The following is a 16,764-nucleotide window of genomic DNA, read 5'->3' as shown; positions in this document are numbered from 1 at the left end:
CCAAGGTCACGGATTTCCCCCATCGGAAGAACGCGGGGCGAGAGCCCACCTGCCTCGGCAGCTTCAGCTTCGGCCATCGCTGCGCGCAGCGGCGCAAGGGTCTGTCCCGCCAGAAAAGCGGCGATAAAAAGCCCATCAGGTTGCATGCCGCGCCGCGCTTGAATGATCTGCCCCACCGGGTCACCGGCCCAGTGGAGGGCCATTGCGTGGATCACCAGATCATGCGCCCCGTCCTCAATATCAAGCACCTCGGAATCTGTGATCACACGCGCCTCGGGGAAGGCAGCAGCCCAGAATTCGGGGAAGCCGGTGATAATTAGCGGCGATTTAAAGGATCTGTTAACTTCGATGAGTCTTTCATGGATCTCGTCAGCCGCCTGCGCATGCAGAAAAAAGGCCTCATTCGTCGCGTGTCCCGGTTTCGCGCGGGCGCGGTTGCGGGCAAGAGCATTGCGGTCGGTCAAGTCTGGTGGCGTATGGCTCATACGTCCCGAAGTATGAGGGAGACGAGGCCGATGCAATGGCTTCTACAAGCGATCTATCCCGATACCTGCCTCTCCTGTGGCGAGTTATCGGGCAGCTACGGCGGCCTTTGTGCCGCTTGTTGGCGTGACACTCGCTTTATCACCGGCCTGATCTGCGACAGGTGCGGCACGCCCTTGCCGGGTGACGAAGATGCGAATGAGGGCAATCCGCTCACCTGTGATGACTGCCTGCGCATCGCCCGCCCCTGGGCACGTGGTCGCTCGGCCATGGTCTACAAGGGCAATGGGCGGCGCATCGTGCTGGCGCTGAAGGGTGCGGACCGTGGTGAGCTGGCCCATGGTGCGGCCCATTGGCTCGCCCGCGCCGCTGTGCCAATCTGGGAGGAGCGGATGCTGATCGCCCCCGTGCCTCTTCACTGGATTCGGCTCTTTCAACGCCGGTACAACCAATCCGGCCTGCTGGCTTCCGCGCTGGCAAAGGAGTTCGGCGCACCTTATTGCCCTGATCTATTGACCCGCCCGCGCCGCACCCCTCGACTCGAAGGTATGAGCGCCGAATCGCGGTTCTCTACCCTTCAGGATGCCATCGTTGCGCATCCCAAGCGGCGGCATCGCATGGCGGGGCGCAAGGTTTTGCTGGTTGATGACGTGATGACCAGCGGTGCCACTCTCGCCGCCTGCGCCGATACCTGCCTCGCTCATGGCGCAACTGAGGTAAATGTCGCTACACTGGCGCGCACCGTGAAGGATGACTAGATATACGGGCGACACGTTCAAGGAGGCCCCATGTCTGCGCCCATCGAAATTTACACCACCCCGTTCTGCGGCTTTTGCGTCGCCGCCAAACGTTTGCTTACCGAGAAGGGGGCCGACTTTAATGAGATCGACCTTTCGCAAGATCCGAGCCGCCGCGCCGAAATGATGGATCGTGCGGCCGGCGGCCGCACGGTTCCGCAGATTTTCATCGGTGATACCCATGTCGGAGGCTGCGATGAGCTCTATGCGCTGGAGCGGTCTGGAAAGCTTGAGCCGCTCTTGGCCAGTTAAGCCATGCGCACCTCCCTCCTCCAACTCACTAGCAGCGATGACCCGGTAGCCAATCTCCCGGTAACACTCCAAATGGTCGCCGAGGCTGCCAATGATGGCGCGCGGCTTATCTGTACGCCAGAGGTGACGAATTGTATCAGCCAGAGCCGGACCCATCAGCAAGAGGTGCTGCGCCACGAGACGGATGATCCTACTTTGGAGGGCCTACGCGATGCGGCCGCCAAACACGGCTGCTGGGTGCTGATCGGTTCTCTCGCGCTCAAAACCGATGATCCCGATGGCCGCTTCGCCAATCGCTCTTTCCTGATTTCACCACGCGGCGAAATCACCGCCAGGTATGACAAGATCCACATGTTCGACGTGCAGGTCTCAGAGACCGAGACCTTCCGCGAAAGCGCCGGATATCGCCCCGGAAATGTCTCTGTTTTGGCTAAAACCGATGATTTCGCGCTCGGAATGACCATCTGTTACGATGTGCGCTTTCCGCACCTCTTTCGCGGTTTAGCCAAGGCAGGCGCAAATGTGATCACAGTTCCCGCCGCCTTCTCCCCCGGCACCGGCCCGGCCCATTGGAAACCCCTGTTGCAGGCTCGCGCCATTGAGACCGGGGCATTCATCCTTGCCCCTGCGCAATGTGGATCGCATGCAGTGTCACGCGGCAAGCCCCGCAAAACCTGGGGCCACTCGCTTGCGGTGTCGCCATGGGGTGAGGTGCTGGCAGATGGTGGCGACGCTCCGGGTGTGATCACGCTTGATCTTGACCTTACACACGTGAAAGAATGCCGCCGGAAAGTTCCGTCCCTCACCCATGATCGCCCTTTTGAAGGTCCGTGAATGTCAGTTGAGACCGCCGATACCCTTGCTGTTGCCCTGTTTTCAGAGCTGCTGACGGCCGAGCAACTGGCACGCAACCGCATGTCAAAGGCGCTGCCTAAAGGGATGGAGATCAGCCACTTTTCGGTGCTCAACCACCTGGCGCACATCAATGAAGAGCGCAGCCCGGCACAGCTGGCCCAAGCCTTTCACCTGACGCGCGGCGCGATGACCAACACATTGGCCAAGCTCGAATGGGCCGGTTACGTCCACATCCGCCCCGATTGGGATGATGCGCGGCGCAAGATGGTTTCGATCAGCCCTGCCGGACGGCGCGCGCGTGATGCCGCAATTGCCGCCGTTTCCCCGGTTATTGCCAATATCGTTGATGAAATCGGCGAGAATAAGGTGCGCGCCGCACTGCCGGTCTTGCGCGATTTGCGGCAAAAGCTTGGGGCTCTGGGTGACCTAGAGTAACGCTTCCTAACGCGGTTTTACACTCGCCGTTACGTAATTCACGCTCAGATCCCGGTCACTCAGGCTCCAACCCCATGTCACCGGGTTAAACACAAATCCCTTCCGGTCCACCGGCCCCATTCCGGCCCCGCGCAGCAGATCATAAAGTTCGTCGGGGGTAATGAACTTATTCCAATCATGGGTGCCCTTGGGCAACCAGCGCATCACCCACTCAGCGCCAAGGATCGCCATGGCAAAACTTTTCGGGTTGCGATTGATCGTTGAGCAAATCATCAATCCGCCGGGTTTGAGCAGGGTTTGGCAGGCCCACAAATAGTCTGGCGGTGTGGCAACGTGTTCGACCACTTCCATGTTGAGCACCACGTCAAACCGCTCGCCCGCCTCCGCCAACGCCTCGGCGGTGGTGTGGCGGTAGTCAATCTCCAGCCCCGATTGCTCGGCATGAACCTGCGCCACGGGGATATTTCCCGCCGCCGCATCGGCCCCAACCACTGTGGCGCCCATCCGGGCCATTGGCTCAGAGAGCAGCCCGCCGCCGCAGCCAATATCCAGCAGCCTCAGCCCCGAAAAAGGCTCTGATTCATTACGATCACGATCAAACTCGGCGGAAATCTGGTCGCAGATATATTCAAGCCGCGTCGGATTGAGCATGTGGAGCGGTTTGAACTTGCCCTCCGGATCCCACCATTCCGCCGCCATCGCTTCAAATTTTGCCAGCTCCGCCGGATCGGTCGTGTCTACCGTCATCACAATTCTCCTCGCATTCCCCGTGGCCCCGGGCTTCGCCAGCCTATATAGCTCAAACATGGATAGAAACTCGGGTCATAATAGCGCATACCGCCACCTCTACCCGGCCATCAGCCCGTTCGACCAGAGGATGATGGATATGCCGGGCGGTCATTCGATCTATGTGGAGCAATGCGGCAACCCCACGGGCATCCCGGTGGTTGTGCTGCATGGCGGCCCGGGTGGCGGCTGTTCGCCCGCGATGCGCCGCTACTTTGATCCGCAGGCGTTTCGGGTGGTGCTGTTCGATCAGCGCGGATGTGGCCGCTCGCGCCCCTTTGCCTCTGTCAATGACAACACCACGCAAGACCTGATCGCCGATATCGAGCGTATCCGCGAGGCCTTGGGTATTGATCGCTGGGTGGTGTTTGGCGGCAGTTGGGGCGCCACGCTCTCGCTGCTTTACGCGCAGGCTCACGCCAACCGCGCCGCTTATCTGGTGCTGCGTGGTGTATTCCTGATGACCCAAGCCGAATTGAAGTGGTTTTACGGCGGCGGCGCAGGCAAGTTCTTCCCTGACCTCTGGCAGCGCTTCATTGAGCTGATTCCCGATGACGAACGCGAAGATTTGATCGCCGCCTACCAGCGTCGCCTGTTTTGCGGTAATTTGATGGAAGAAACACGCCACGCCCAGCGCTGGGCCGGGTGGGAAAATGCGCTCGCCGCGATGGATAGCGCCGGCCACGTGGGTGTGGGCAACGGAAGCTATGCCCGCGCCTTTGCCCGGCTCGAAAATCACTATTTTGCCAACGCTGGTTTCCTGCGTTGCGATGACCAGATCATCAAAGACATGCCTGAAATCGCCCACATTCCCGGTACCGTCGTGCAGGGCCGCTACGATATGATCTGCCCCCCGGTCGCTGCCCACCGCCTCTGTGAAGCCTGGCCGCGCGGCGAGCTGCGCATGGTTCCCATGGCAGGACACGCCCTGTCAGAGCCCGGCATATCGGCTGAACTCACCCGCGCCACCCGCGCCATCGCCCGCACGCCTGAGCTGCACGGGTTTTAAACAAACGGCTTGCGACTCACGCCTTCCCGGCCTATATCCCCCTCAACAGCGGCAGCGTCGGCCTCCACCCCCAACGCTCCACCGGGAAACACCAACGGGCCGCGCGCCCGTTTTTTTGTGCTTGGATGATCCATGACAGACCTTATTGCCAAAACCGGTATGGACCAGCGAATGGCCGAGATCGTCTCGCCCGTGCTTGAAGGCATGGGTTTCGAGCTGGTGCGCTTGCGCCTGATGGGTGGCAAAACGGCGACCTTGCAGATCATGGCAGAAAAGCCCGAGGGTGGGATCGAGGTGGATGATTGCGCCCGCATCTCCACCGAGGTGTCTGCCGTGCTGGATGTCGAAGACCCGCTTGAAGACCCATATGCGCTTGAAGTGTCCTCGCCCGGCATTGATCGCCCCCTGACCCGGCTCAAGGATTTTGATCGCTGGGAGGGCTACGAGGCCAAGCTGGAAACCACCGAGCTGATTGATGGCCGCCGCCGCTTCAAGGGTGAGCTGGCCGGCACCGAAGGTTCCGAAGTGCTGATCGAGATCGAGGAAGGCGGCGAAACGCTCACCATCGGTCTCCAGTTTGATTGGCTTTCAGACGCCAAGCTAGTGCTTACCGATGAACTCATCCGCGACGTACTGCGCCACCGCAAAGAAGCCGGCGAAGTCGACGAAACCCAATTTGACGAGGTGCAAACCCTCATGGACGGTCAGGAGGACAACTGATGGCCATTACTTCCGCAAACCAGCTCGAACTGTTGCAAACAGCCGAGGCTGTGGCCCGCGAAAAGATGATTGACCCGGCGCTTGTGATCGAGGCCATGGAAGAGAGCCTCGCGCGCGCTGCCAAGTCGCGTTACGGCTCCGAGATGGACATCCGGGTGAGCATTGATCGCCGCACCGGCCGCGCCACTTTTACCCGGATCCGCACAGTGGTTCCCGGCGAGGACCTGGAGAACTTCCAAGCCCATATCGCGCCTGACCAGGTGGCCGAGATCATGTCCGCACAGGGCAAGGATTTTACTGTGATCTCCGGCATGTCGCAGCCCGAGGGCGAAGATGAGACGCCCCAGCCGATCCGCCGCTTCATCCTGCGCAAACCCACCGAGATTGACCGCGCAATGGCCGAGGGCGTCGATCAGGACACCCCACCGCAGCCCGGCGACGAGCTGGTTGATGAAGTTCCGCCGGTCGAGATGGGCCGGATTGCCGCGCAATCAGCCAAGCAGGTGATTTTGCAAAAGATCCGCGAAGCCGAGCGTGATCGCCAGTTTGAAGAGTTCAAGGACCGCGCAGGCACCATCATCAACGGACTCGTCAAGCGCGAGGAATATGGCAACGTCATCGTCGATATCGGTGCCGGTGAAGCCGTGTTGCGCCGCAACGAAAAGATTGGGCGTGAAAGCTATCGTCCCGGTGATCGCATCCGCGTGTTCATCAAGGACGTGCGCCGCGAACAGCGTGGCCCGCAGATTTTCCTCAGCCGCACCGCGCCAGAGTTCATGGCCGAGCTGTTCAAGATGGAAGTTCCCGAGATCTACGACAACATCATCGAGATCAAGGCCGTGGCCCGGGATCCCGGCTCCCGCGCCAAGATCGCCGTTATCTCCTATGACAACAGCATTGATCCGGTCGGTGCCTGCGTTGGTATGCGCGGCTCGCGCGTGCAAGCCGTGGTGAACGAGCTTCAGGGCGAGAAGATCGACATCATCCCATGGAATGAAGATCAGCCCACCTTCCTCGTGAACGCGCTCCAACCCGCCGAGGTTTCGAAGGTTGTACTTGATGAAGAGGCCGGCAAAATCGAGGTAGTGGTGCCCGACGAGCAGCTTTCGCTCGCCATTGGTCGTCGTGGCCAAAACGTGCGCCTTGCCTCGCAGCTTACCGGGCTTGATATCGACATCCTCACCGAGGAAGAAGAAAGTGCCCGCCGTCAGGCCGAGTTTGAAGAGCGCACCAAGCTCTTCATGGATACCCTCGATCTGGATGAGTTCTTCGCGCAACTTCTGGTCTCCGAAGGTTTCACCAACCTTGAAGAAGTCGCTTACGTCGAGGTTGACGAGCTGCTGGTGATCGACGGGGTCGATACAGATACCGCGTCTGAGCTTCAGGCACGCGCCAAAGACTACCTTGAAGCGCAAAACACCAAGGCGCTTGAGCACGCCCGCGAGCTGGGTGTCGAGGACAGCCTGGTTGCATTTGAGGGCCTCACACCCCAGATGCTTGAGGCGCTGGGCGAAGATGGGGTGAAAACCCTGGAAGATTTCGCCACCTGCGCTGACTGGGAGCTTGCCGGTGGCTGGACCACCGTTGATGGTGAGCGCGTCAAGGACGATGGCTTGCTGGAAAAGTTTGAAGTCTCGCTTGAAGAGGCGCAAAATATGGTGATGAGCGCCCGTATCTTGCTCGGCTGGGTTGATCCCGCCGACCTGGAGCAGGCCGAAGAGGGTGACGGCTCCGAACTCGACGTGGAAGAAACCGAGGAGGCCGGGGCCTGATCTCAGGCCCTGGGGCAAGAGCGTGAGCCGAGGTGGACACGGGACATCGCAGGATGAAGAGGGCCAGATGGATGGGTCCGAGCGACGGTGCATTGCCACCGGGGATGTTCGGGCTAAATCCTATCTGATCCGCTTCGTTGCTGGCCCCGGGGGTGAGATTACCCCCGACATTGCGGGCAAGTTGCCCGGGCGCGGCATCTGGGTATCTCCCAGCCGCGCCGCTCTTGAAAAGGCCGTTTCGAAGCGCCTCTTTGCCCGTGGGGCCAAGGCTCCGGTAACGGTGCCGGAAGGCCTTGTCGATCTGGTGGAAAGGCTTCTTGTGAAGCGCGTCACCGACGGCATTGCGCTGGCCCGCAAAGGTGGGCGCGCGGTGGCCGGATACGAGAAGGTCAAAGGCTGGATGTTAACGGGCGAAGGCTCTGTTCTCATTCAGGCAAACGATGGCTCGGCCCGCGGCAAGACAAAGATCGCCCCGCCCCCCGGCGAGGCCAATTATATAGGCTGCCTGAGCGCCAATGAATTGGGTTTGGCTTTCGGCCGTGAACATGTGATACACGCCGCTCTTGCGGCTGGTGGACTCACGAAGCGTGTAGTAAGAGATGCCGCAAAGCTTTGCGCTTTGCGTGAAGAAAATGGGGATACGCCCCTGAAAGGACGAAAATCGCATGAGCGATAGCGACGGCAAAAAAACACTGGGCCTGCGTAGCGGGCCGCGTTCGGGTCAGGTGAAGCAAAGCTTCTCCCACGGACGCACAAAGAATGTCGTAGTGGAAACCAAGCGCAAGCGCGTTGTGGTGCCCAAGCAGGGTGCCGCAAGCGGTGCGGGTGGTGCCTCTGGTAAGTTTGGTGGCGGCGACCCGTCTAAACGGCCTGCCGGAATTTCCGACGCCGAGATGGAGCGCCGACTCAAGGCTCTGGCCGCCGCGAAGGCGTCCGAGGCATCTGAGGCTGCCCAGCGTAAGCGGGATGAGGAAGCGCGCGAGCAAGAGCGCCAGCGCCGCCGTGATGAGGCCGAGGCCAAGGAGCGTGAAGAGCGCGAGCGCGAAGCCGCGCTGAAGGCCAAGGTTGAGGAGGAAGCCCGTAAAAAGGCCGAGGAAGAAGCTGCCAAGGCCCGCGAGAAGGCTGAGCGCAATGCGCCGCCGGCCGCTGCTGCCACGCCTGCTGCGCCCGGTGCCCCGGTCGAAGACGCCAACGCATCGCGCGGCGGTGGTCGCCCGGCGTCTGGCCCGCGTCGCGAGCGCGAAGATGATCGCAACCGCGACAACCGCAACGCCAAGGGCCCGCGCACCGACGGTGGCCGCCGGTCTGGCAAGCTCACGTTGAACCAAGCCCTGCGTGGCGGTGAAGGCGGGCGTCAGCGCTCGATGGCCGCGATGAAGCGCAAGCAGGAACGTGCCCGTCAAAAGGCCATGGGCGGTGTTGAAAACCGCGAAAAGGTCGTGCGTGAAGTGCGCGTCCCCGAAACCATCGTCGTGTCCGAGTTGGCCAATCGTATGGCCGAGCGCGTCGCCGAAGTGGTGAAGGCGCTGATGAATAACGGCATGATGGTCACCCAGAATCAAGTGATTGACGTTGATACCGCCGAGCTGATCGTCGAAGAGTTTGGCCACAAGATCGTGCGCGTTTCGGATGCCGACGTTGAGCAAGTGATTGAAACCACCGACGACAAGGAAGAAGACCTCGTTGATCGTGCTCCGGTGATCACGATCATGGGCCACGTTGACCACGGTAAAACTTCGCTGCTCGACGCGATCCGCGATGCCAAGGTGGTGTCCGGTGAGGCAGGCGGGATCACTCAGCACATCGGTGCCTATCAAGTCACAACCGAAAGTGGCGCTGTGCTTTCGTTCCTTGATACACCCGGCCACGCCGCCTTCACGTCGATGCGCGCGCGCGGGGCTCAGGTAACCGATATCGTTGTGCTCGTTGTCGCCGCCGATGATGCTGTGATGCCGCAAACCATTGAGGCCATCAATCACGCCAAGGCTGCCGGCGTTCCGATGATCGTCGCGATCAACAAGTGCGATCTGCCCGCCGCCGACCCGCAAAAGGTGCGCACCGATCTGCTTCAACACGAAGTGATCGTCGAGGAAATGTCGGGTGATGTTCAGGACGTCGAGGTATCGGCCCACACCGGGCAGGGCCTTGATGCGCTGCTCGAGGCCATCGCGCTTCAGGCCGAAATCCTTGAGCTCAAGGCCAACCCCGATCGCGCCGCCCAAGGTGCTGTGATCGAAGCCCAGCTTGATGTTGGCCGCGGTCCCGTGGCCACCGTGCTGGTGCAAAACGGAACGCTGCGGCAGGGCGATATCTTTGTTGTCGGCGAGCAGTGGGGCAAGGTCCGCGCGCTCATCAACGACAAGGGCGACCGCGTAGACGAAGCTGGCCCATCGGTCCCCGTCGAGGTACTTGGCCTCAACGGCACACCCGAAGCCGGCGATGTGCTCAACGTTGTGGATACCGAGGCACAGGCCCGCGAAATTGCCGAGTATCGTGAGAAAGCCGCCAAGGAGAAGCGCGCCGTCGCCGGTGCCGCGACCACCCTTGAGCAACTCATGCAGAAGGCCAAGGACGATAAGGACGTGGCCGAGCTGCCGATCCTCGTGAAGGCCGATGTGCAAGGCTCCGCTGAAGCTATCGTTCAGACGATGGCGAAAATCGGCAACGACGAGGTCCGTGTTCGAGTGTTGCACTCCGGTGTTGGTGCGATCACCGAAAGCGACATCGGTCTTGCTGAAGCTTCCGGCTCACCGGTTTTTGGCTTCAACGTTCGGGCAAATGCACCGGCTCGTCAGGCGGCTAACCAGAAGGGTGTCGAGATCCGCTACTACTCGGTGATCTATGACCTTGTGGACGATGTGAAAGCTGCCGCATCTGGCCTGCTGTCTGCCGAAGTGCAGGAAGATTTCATTGGCTATGCCACGATCAAAGAGGTCTTCAAGGTCTCCAATATCGGCAAGGTCGCTGGCTGTCTCGTCACCGAAGGGGTGGCCCGCCGCTCCGCCGGTGTGCGCCTGCTGCGTGACAACGTGGTGATCCACGAAGGCACGCTGAAAACGCTCAAGCGCTTCAAGGACGAGGTGCCTGAGGTCCAGTCCGGCCAGGAATGTGGTATGGCATTCGAGAATTACGAAGATATCCGCGAAGGCGATGTCATCGAGATCTTCGAACGCAAGGAAGTTGAGCGCACGCTCGACTAACCTTCTCGTAACCCGGTAAAAAGGGCGTGCTTCCTACCGGAGGCGCGCCTTTTTCATATCCAGGTCGGTTGCACCCCTGTCGCTTGCCGGTTTACCGTCGCCCGACGCTTAACTCAGTGTCGCCTACAAAGGTTTTCGCCCTTATGCGCTTCTTCGCCCTCATCGCTTGCCTGCTTTTGGCCCCTTTCACCGCCAGCGCCGAAGTCCTCAAACTGCCCACCGCCAAAGATATTGAGAGGAGCCTTCTGTTTCCCTCCGAAACAACCGCGCTGACCTATCTTGCCAAGCTGTGCATCGCCAATCGCAAAAGCTACCAAACTACCACGCGCGCGCTCAAGGCCAATGGCTACAAGCGCACAATGAAGAACGGCTCAAACTCGGCGTGGTACGGCGGCACGAAAAAACCAATGATCTTGGTCCAGCGTAAGGGCAGCGCCCTAGAGGGCTGCATGGTGATGCTCGAAAAGCCAGCCCACCGCCTTGCCAACCTTGAACAGCGGCTCGATGAGCTGACGAAGGAAGATATCATGCGGGTGCCGCCTGAGATCCTTAACGGCAAAAAGGGTGAGAAGGCATGGCTTCTGAGCCCAGGCCTCAAATATCTCGTTGGGATCGGCACCTTGGGCGACCGCAATGAACACTCCGCCCTGGTGCTCTACCAAAAATAGACGCGTCTTTTCTAATACACGTAGAAAAGCCCGCGCCATACCCCTGCGCGGGCCTTTCAGTTCCGTAGTGATGAAGCATTTATGCGGCGGCTTCCACATTGGTGCGAACCGGACGTCCCACATATAGCTTGTCGCCAACCCGCACTTGGATCAGCCCATTGGCGAGATCTTTAACATAAAGGCCCTGAATCGAAACGCAGGTACCGCGTGTAACAGTTGTGACCATCAGTTTCTCCCCCGAAATCAGTTGCTGTGAGATTTAGCGTAACGATCTCACGTTTCCATTTCACCTACAAAATGGCCGCTCAAAGGTTAATATTGTCTTAATATGGGGCATTTGAGAAAGTTTTTTGGCGCAGTTTTGGGCAACGGTTCGGGTTGGGGTGTTGTGGGCTGTCAAAGCCAATCGCGTAGAATTGGTATCAGCGGCACATCAGCTGGGGGCATGGGGTAGTCGCGCAGCTCATTCGCCCTTGCCCAAGCCAGCGTTTGGCCTTCCTGCGGCTGCGGTGTGCCACCCCATTTGCGGCAGGCAAAAAGCGGCATCAGCAGGTGGAAATCTTCGTAGCTGTGCGAGGCAAAGGTGAGCGGCGCGAGGCAGCTCTCCCATGTTTCAATCGCCAGTTCTTCGTGGAGTTCGCGGATCAGCGCTGCCTCGGGTGTTTCGCCGGGCTCTACCTTGCCGCCCGGAAACTCCCATAGCCCGGCCATAGTTTTCCCCTCGGGCCGTTGGGCCAGCAACACCCGGCCATCCACGTCAATCAGCGCAACCGCAGAAACAAGGAGCGTTTTCACGAGCGGTAATCAGCGTTTATCGAAATGTAGCCATGGGTCAAATCACAGGTCCAGGCGGTGAAGTGCCCATTGTCCAGCCCAAGGTCCACCTTGATGACAAGTTCTTGCCGCTTCATGTAGTCGGACCCCTGATCCTCAGTGTAGCTCTCCGCGACCCAGCCCTTTTCGGCCACCAGCACATCACCAAAGTGGATCGTCAGCTTGTCCCGATCCGCTGCACATCCCGATTTGCCGACCGCCATCACGATCCGGCCCCAGTTCGGGTCTTCCCCGGCAATGGCGGTTTTGACCAAGGGTGAATTGGCGATCGACATGGCAATGCGCTTGGCGTCAGCATCATGTTTTGCCCCGCTCACCCGCACTTCCACAAACTTGGTCGCGCCTTCGCCGTCTTTTACCACCAGATGCGCCAGTTCACGCATCATCTCCAGCAACCCATCACGAAAGCCGTCCTGCCCCTCAACCTCTACGCCCGACGCCCCGGTTGCGGCGCAGAGCAGCGTATCACTGGTCGAGGTGTCGCCATCTACCGTGATCGCGTTGAAGGTGGTTTCGTTCAGGCCGCTCAGCAAGGCCTGCAGCGGCTCCCGCCCGATCTTGGCATCGGTGAAGATATAAACCAGCATCGTCGCCATATCCGGCGCAATCATGCCCGAACCCTTGGCAATCCCGGCAATCTTCACCGTCCCGCCCGGTAGCTCAATTTCGCGAGTGGCGCCCTTGGCAAAGGTGTCGGTCGTCATGATCGCCTCGGCGGCGGCTTCAATCGCGGCCGGATGAAGCGTTTCGACCAGTTTATCAATCTGTGCGGTGATCCGATCATGCGGCAAGCGCTCACCAATCACCCCGGTTGAGGCGGTGAACACCCGTGCTGTGGGAAGGCCAGTTGCGCGGGCCACCTCGGCGCAAATCGCCTCAACACTCTCTTGGCCCGCTCCGCCGGTAAAAGCGTTGGAATTGCCGGAGTTCGCCAGAATGGCCGCGCCCGCCTCAGCATTGCCACCAATCTTGGCCTCGCAGTCAAGCACCGGCGCCGAGCGGGTAGACGAGCGGGTAAACACACCTGTCACCACCGTTCCCGGATCGCAGACCGCTAGCATTACATCCTTGCGGCCTTCATAGCGCACCCCGGCCTCTACGGCAGCAAAGCGCACCCCGTCGATCATCGGCAGCTTCGGAAAGCCCTCAGGGGCCAGCGGCGAAACGGTGAGCTTTCCGGCCATGATGCTTCCCTCAGTCGAGCAGGTCGAAGTTGGTGAGCACGGAGGCCGGGATCTCGGTTTCGGGTTTCACCACGCCTGCGGCTTCCACGGCTTCGGCAATCGTCACATCAACAGCCTTGCGCTGCACCTCTTCGGTGAGCTGGTCCTTGACGGTCTCGATGGTCGGCTTGTCCTTCAGGCGGGTCTCGTTGAGCTTCACGATGTGCCAGCCAAATTGCGTCTGGATCGGATCACTCACGCCTCCGGCCTCCATGCCTTTCACGGCGGTCTCAAACTCAGGGACCATCATCCCGGCGGAAAACCAGCCAAGCGCGCCGCCGTTGGGGCCGGATGGGCCGGTAGATTTCACCTTGGCGACCTCAGCAAAATCACCGCCCGCGTTGACCTCTTCCTGCACGGCCTTGGCTTCTTCCTCGGTCTCCACAAGGATATGTGCCGCGTTCCACTCGCGCTGAGGTTCGGCATCGGCGTACATCTCGTTGTAGGCCTCCTCCAGCTTCTCGTCGCTCACAGCGGCCAGCGCGGTCGCTTCCAGCACATCACCGGCCAGATAGCCGCTGCGCTGATTTTCCAGCGCCAGCTCCGTTTCCTTCGACATTTCGCCACTCACCTTCAGGGCCAACGCGTTTTGCTGCACCAACTGCTCAAGCAGGCCGTCCCACAGCACCTCTGGGGGAAGCTGGGTGTACTGCTCCGGCAGGGTCTTGAAGGCCACAATCATGTGACCCACGGTAATATCCACTTCTCCAACGGTGGCAACAACGGTGTCTGCGCTCACGTCAGCGGCGGTTTCTGCGGCGTCCTGCGCAAAGCCCGGCAGCACCATTGAGGCGGCCAGCACGGCGGCACAGGCGAAAGTCTTGGTGGGGATCATTGGTCGCTCCTGCTCTACCGCCTGCCCGGCGGCGTTGACACTATAGGCTGCGGGTCTTACATCGCCTTGTGTTCTAAGGCGTCCAACCCGCGTTTCCCCCCGTGTTTAGGGGTGAGCGCGAGGAGCGGCAAGCGCCATCAGCCACACAAAACCGTCAAGGCAGGGCGAGCGGAGATATTATGCTGGGTATGGGAACTATTGCGCGGAAAGTCTTTGGCTCCGCGAATGACCGAAAGATCAAGTCTACCCGCCCGCTCGTTGAGAAGATCAACGCGCTGGAGCCGGAATACGAGAAACTGACCGACGAGGGCCTCAAGGATAAAACCGAAGAGCTGGCAAAGCGGGCCATGGGAGGCGAAAGCCTTGATGATCTGTTGCCCGAAGCCTTCGCCAACTGCCGTGAAGCCGCCAAACGCGCGCTCGGGCTGCGGGCCTTTGATGTGCAGCTCATGGGCGGCATCTTCCTGCACGAGGGCAATATCGCCGAGATGAAAACCGGCGAGGGCAAAACCCTTGTCGCCACTTTCCCGGCCTATCTCAACGCCCTCACCGGCAAGGGCGTGCATGTTGTTACGGTCAACGACTACCTCGCCAAGCGTGACGCCGAGTGGATGAGCAACGTGTTCGAGGCGCTCGGCCTTACCTGTGGCGTCGTTTACCCACAGCAGCCTGATGATGAAAAGCAGGCCGCTTATGCCGCCGATATCACCTATGCCACCAACAATGAGCTGGGTTTTGACTATCTGCGCGACAATATGAAATCCGAGCTGAGCCAGATGTATCAGCGCGGTCATAACTTCGCGATCGTTGACGAGGTGGACTCGATCCTTATCGACGAGGCTCGCACCCCGCTCATTATCTCCGGCCCCTCGCAAGACCGTTCCGAGCTTTACATCTCGCTCGATGCCATCGTGCCAAGCCTCACCGAAGAGCACTACTCGATCGATGAAAAGACCCGCAACGTCACGCTGACGGATGAAGGCAACGAATTTCTTGAGAACAAGCTTCAGGCCGAAGGTATCCTGCCGAATGACCAGTCGCTCTACGATCCTGAAAGCACCACCATCGTCCACCATGCCACGCAGGCGTTGAAGGCTCACAAGATCTTCCAGAAGGACAAAGACTATATCGTCCGCGATAGTCAGGTGATGCTGATTGATGAGTTCACAGGCCGCATGATGTCAGGCCGCCGCTTGTCTGACGGTCTGCACCAGGCGATTGAGGCCAAGGAAGGCTGCGAAATCCAGCCCGAAAACGTCACCCTCGCCTCCGTAACCTTCCAAAACTACTTCCGTCTCTATGACAAGTTGGGGGGCATGACGGGCACGGCGCTCACCGAAGCCGACGAATTTGACGAGATCTACAAGCTCGGCGTCGTCGAAGTGCCCACCAACAAGCCCATCGCTCGTGTTGATGACCATGACGCCGTCTACCGCACCACCCGCGAAAAGTATGACGCCATCGTGCAGCGCGTGAAAAAGGCGAATGAAAAGGGCCAGCCGGTTCTGCTGGGCACCACTTCCATCGAAAAGTCTGAGGTGCTGTCGCAACTGCTCGATGCCGCCGGGGTCAAGCACAACGTGTTGAACGCCCGCCAGCACGAGCAGGAAGCCCAAATCGTTGCCGATGCAGGTCGTCTTGGTTCGGTGACCATCGCCACCAACATGGCTGGCCGGGGCACCGATATCAAGCTGGGCGGCAATGTTGAGTTCAAGGTGATGGAAGCCATCGAGGCCGACCCCGATGGCGACCCCGAAGAAATCCGCACCCGCATCGAAGCGGCGCACGAGGCAGATGAGCAGGCCGTCAAGGATGCTGGTGGGCTCTTCGTTCTGGCGTCCGAGCGCCACGAAAGCCGCCGGATTGATAACCAGCTGCGAGGCCGTTCGGGCCGTCAAGGCGATCCGGGGCGCACCTCCTTCTACCTGTCGCTCGAAGATGACCTGATGCGCATTTTCGGCTCTGACCGGCTCGAGTCGGTGCTCTCCAAGCTCGGCATGAAAGAGGGCGAGGCGATCATCCACCCTTGGGTGAACAAGTCGCTGGAGCGCGCGCAAGCCAAGGTCGAAGGGCGCAACTTCGATATCCGCAAGCAGCTGCTCAAGTTCGATGACGTGATGAACGACCAGCGGAAGGTGATCTTCGGCCAGCGTCGCGAGATCATGGAAACCAAAGACCTCTCCGAGATCGTCAAGGACATGCGCCAGGAGGTTGTCGACGATCTGGTCGATGAGTTCATGCCGCCCAAAACCTACGCCGACCAATGGGAGGTGGATAAGCTCTACGCCGCCGCCATTGAGAAGCTCGGCATTGATGTGCCGGTGATTGATTGGGCCGCTGAAGAGGGCGTGGATGACGAGGAAGTCCGCGAACGTCTCTACACAGCCACCGATGAGATGATGGCCAAGAAAGCCGTCGCCTTTGGCCCCGAAACGATGCGCAACATCGAAAAGCAGATCCTGCTGCAAACGATTGATGGAAAATGGCGCGAGCACCTGCTCACGCTGGAGCATTTGCGTTCGGTGATCGGCTTTCGCGGTTATGCTCAGCGTGATCCGCTGAACGAGTATAAAACCGAGGCGTTCCAGCTGTTTGAGGGGATGCTTGACGGGCTTCGCGCTGACGTAACCCAAAAGCTCAGCCAAATCCGGCCTCTGTCGGAGGATGAGCAAGCCAATCTCATGGCGCAGCTTCAGGCCCAGCAAGACACCCTTGCCGCGCCCGCCGCTGGCCCCTCCACAGATGAGGATAGCGCCGCCTTTGGCGATGTCGTCCCCGGCTTTGATGAAAACGACCCCGAAACCTGGGGCAACCCTGGCCGCAATGATCCTTGCCCCTGCGGCTCGGGCAAGAAGTTCAAGCACTGCCACGGCCAGTTGTCCTGATTGCGGTGAT

Annotated in this window: 15 protein-coding genes and 1 pseudogene; 11 read left to right on the top strand and 5 right to left on the bottom strand. The window is 60.0% G+C overall.

The features are described from left to right. Nucleotides 1-485 (bottom strand): annotated as a pseudogene (locus P1U55_RS09045) (SAM-dependent methyltransferase); the annotation flags it as partial. Between the two features lie 30 nt (nt 486-515). On the opposite strand from P1U55_RS09045, the gene P1U55_RS09040 reads away from it, so the two are divergent. Genes P1U55_RS09040 through P1U55_RS09025 form a run of 4 tightly spaced genes read left to right on the top strand, consistent with a single transcriptional unit; the run spans nt 516 to nt 2,822 of the window. Beyond that, nucleotides 516-1,241 carry a ComF family protein gene (locus tag P1U55_RS09040; protein WP_301047248.1) on the top strand — a complete coding sequence of 242 codons (726 nt, stop codon included), beginning with the start codon at nt 516-518 and terminating at the stop codon, nt 1,239-1,241. Nucleotides 1,242-1,271: 30 nt separating this feature from the next. Continuing rightward, nucleotides 1,272-1,532, top strand: a complete 261-nt coding sequence (gene grxC / locus P1U55_RS09035; RefSeq protein ID WP_301047247.1) for a glutaredoxin 3 — start codon at nt 1,272-1,274, stop codon at nt 1,530-1,532. 3 nt (nt 1,533-1,535) lie between these two features. Continuing rightward, a complete protein-coding gene (locus tag P1U55_RS09030; protein WP_301047245.1) occupies nt 1,536-2,366 on the top strand; it encodes a carbon-nitrogen hydrolase family protein in 831 nt (276 codons plus the stop codon). Next, nucleotides 2,367-2,822: a MarR family winged helix-turn-helix transcriptional regulator gene (locus P1U55_RS09025; RefSeq protein ID WP_301047244.1), complete on the top strand. Its 456-nt coding sequence runs from the start codon at nt 2,367-2,369 to the stop codon at nt 2,820-2,822. It abuts the gene before it with no gap. Between the two features lie 6 nt (nt 2,823-2,828). Here the strand turns inward: P1U55_RS09025 and ubiG are convergent, their stop codons facing one another. Continuing rightward, nucleotides 2,829-3,569 (bottom strand): bifunctional 2-polyprenyl-6-hydroxyphenol methylase/3-demethylubiquinol 3-O-methyltransferase UbiG, encoded by a 741-nt coding sequence (ubiG, locus tag P1U55_RS09020; RefSeq protein WP_301047243.1) that lies wholly within the window; start codon nt 3,567-3,569, stop codon nt 2,829-2,831. 58 nt (nt 3,570-3,627) lie between these two features. Here ubiG and pip point away from each other — a divergent pair, with 58 nt between their 5' ends. The 6 genes from pip (at nt 3,628) to P1U55_RS08990 (ending at nt 10,977) form a co-directional block, all read left to right on the top strand. Beyond that, on the top strand, nt 3,628-4,617 hold the full coding sequence (gene pip, locus P1U55_RS09015; RefSeq protein WP_301047242.1) for a prolyl aminopeptidase: 990 nt from the start codon (nt 3,628-3,630) through the stop codon (nt 4,615-4,617). 132 nt (nt 4,618-4,749) lie between these two features. Then, nucleotides 4,750-5,337 carry a ribosome maturation factor RimP gene (gene rimP, locus P1U55_RS09010; RefSeq protein ID WP_301047241.1) on the top strand — a complete coding sequence of 196 codons (588 nt, stop codon included), beginning with the start codon at nt 4,750-4,752 and terminating at the stop codon, nt 5,335-5,337. Further along, nucleotides 5,337-7,109 carry a transcription termination factor NusA gene (nusA, locus tag P1U55_RS09005; RefSeq protein WP_301047240.1) on the top strand — a complete coding sequence of 591 codons (1,773 nt, stop codon included), beginning with the start codon at nt 5,337-5,339 and terminating at the stop codon, nt 7,107-7,109. The genes rimP and nusA overlap by 1 nt, the downstream gene beginning before the upstream one ends. A 22-nt stretch (nt 7,110-7,131) precedes the next feature. Continuing rightward, nucleotides 7,132-7,785, top strand: coding sequence for an RNA-binding protein (locus tag P1U55_RS09000; protein WP_301047259.1), 654 nt, complete (start codon nt 7,132-7,134; stop codon nt 7,783-7,785). Next, nucleotides 7,775-10,309 carry a translation initiation factor IF-2 gene (infB, locus tag P1U55_RS08995; RefSeq protein ID WP_301047239.1) on the top strand — a complete coding sequence of 845 codons (2,535 nt, stop codon included), beginning with the start codon at nt 7,775-7,777 and terminating at the stop codon, nt 10,307-10,309. The genes P1U55_RS09000 and infB overlap by 11 nt, the downstream gene beginning before the upstream one ends. Nucleotides 10,310-10,452: 143 nt before the next feature. Continuing rightward, the gene (locus P1U55_RS08990; protein WP_301047238.1) at nt 10,453-10,977 is read left to right on the top strand and encodes a hypothetical protein; all 525 of its coding nucleotides are present in this window, start codon (nt 10,453-10,455) and stop codon (nt 10,975-10,977) included. 396 nt (nt 10,978-11,373) lie between these two features. On the opposite strand, the gene mutT is transcribed toward P1U55_RS08990, so the two are convergent. Genes mutT through P1U55_RS08975 form a run of 3 tightly spaced genes read right to left on the bottom strand, consistent with a single transcriptional unit; the run spans nt 11,374 to nt 13,869 of the window. Further along, nucleotides 11,374-11,772 (bottom strand): 8-oxo-dGTP diphosphatase MutT, encoded by a 399-nt coding sequence (gene mutT / locus P1U55_RS08985; protein WP_301047237.1) that lies wholly within the window; start codon nt 11,770-11,772, stop codon nt 11,374-11,376. Then, nucleotides 11,769-12,995, bottom strand: a complete 1,227-nt coding sequence (argJ, locus tag P1U55_RS08980; protein ID WP_301047236.1) for a bifunctional glutamate N-acetyltransferase/amino-acid acetyltransferase ArgJ — start codon at nt 12,993-12,995, stop codon at nt 11,769-11,771. Before argJ ends, mutT begins: the two co-directional genes overlap by 4 nt. Before the next feature lie 10 nt (nt 12,996-13,005). Then, complete coding sequence (locus tag P1U55_RS08975) at nt 13,006-13,869, bottom strand: peptidylprolyl isomerase (RefSeq protein WP_301047235.1); 864 nt, start codon at nt 13,867-13,869, stop codon at nt 13,006-13,008. 179 nt (nt 13,870-14,048) lie between these two features. On the opposite strand from P1U55_RS08975, the gene secA reads away from it, so the two are divergent. Beyond that, nucleotides 14,049-16,754, top strand: a complete 2,706-nt coding sequence (secA, locus tag P1U55_RS08970; RefSeq protein ID WP_301047234.1) for a preprotein translocase subunit SecA — start codon at nt 14,049-14,051, stop codon at nt 16,752-16,754. The last annotated feature ends 10 nt before the right edge of the window (nt 16,755-16,764 follow it).

It is taken from the genome of Vannielia sp. (assembly GCF_029212645.1).
Lineage (GTDB): Bacteria > Pseudomonadota > Alphaproteobacteria > Rhodobacterales > Rhodobacteraceae > Vannielia.
The sequence above is the reverse complement of the archived record's forward strand: the minus strand, read 5'-3'. Positions and strand labels throughout refer to the sequence as shown.

What these genes read in the sequence shown, in the direction of transcription:
- P1U55_RS09040 (WP_301047248.1), top strand. Translation starts at nt 516, where the DNA reads ATGCAATGGCTTCTACAAGCGATCTATCCCGATACCTGCCTCTCCTGT.
- P1U55_RS08975 (WP_301047235.1), bottom strand. Translation starts at nt 13,869, where the DNA reads ATGATCCCCACCAAGACTTTCGCCTGTGCCGCCGTGCTGGCCGCCTCA.
- pip (WP_301047242.1), top strand. Translation starts at nt 3,628, where the DNA reads ATGGATAGAAACTCGGGTCATAATAGCGCATACCGCCACCTCTACCCG.
- P1U55_RS09030 (WP_301047245.1), top strand. Translation starts at nt 1,536, where the DNA reads ATGCGCACCTCCCTCCTCCAACTCACTAGCAGCGATGACCCGGTAGCC.
- grxC (WP_301047247.1), top strand. Translation starts at nt 1,272, where the DNA reads ATGTCTGCGCCCATCGAAATTTACACCACCCCGTTCTGCGGCTTTTGC.
- argJ (WP_301047236.1), bottom strand. Translation starts at nt 12,995, where the DNA reads ATGGCCGGAAAGCTCACCGTTTCGCCGCTGGCCCCTGAGGGCTTTCCG.
- rimP (WP_301047241.1), top strand. Translation starts at nt 4,750, where the DNA reads ATGACAGACCTTATTGCCAAAACCGGTATGGACCAGCGAATGGCCGAG.
- P1U55_RS08990 (WP_301047238.1), top strand. Translation starts at nt 10,453, where the DNA reads ATGCGCTTCTTCGCCCTCATCGCTTGCCTGCTTTTGGCCCCTTTCACC.
- ubiG (WP_301047243.1), bottom strand. Translation starts at nt 3,569, where the DNA reads ATGACGGTAGACACGACCGATCCGGCGGAGCTGGCAAAATTTGAAGCG.
- infB (WP_301047239.1), top strand. Translation starts at nt 7,775, where the DNA reads ATGAGCGATAGCGACGGCAAAAAAACACTGGGCCTGCGTAGCGGGCCG.
- secA (WP_301047234.1), top strand. Translation starts at nt 14,049, where the DNA reads ATGCTGGGTATGGGAACTATTGCGCGGAAAGTCTTTGGCTCCGCGAAT.
- nusA (WP_301047240.1), top strand. Translation starts at nt 5,337, where the DNA reads ATGGCCATTACTTCCGCAAACCAGCTCGAACTGTTGCAAACAGCCGAG.
- P1U55_RS09025 (WP_301047244.1), top strand. Translation starts at nt 2,367, where the DNA reads ATGTCAGTTGAGACCGCCGATACCCTTGCTGTTGCCCTGTTTTCAGAG.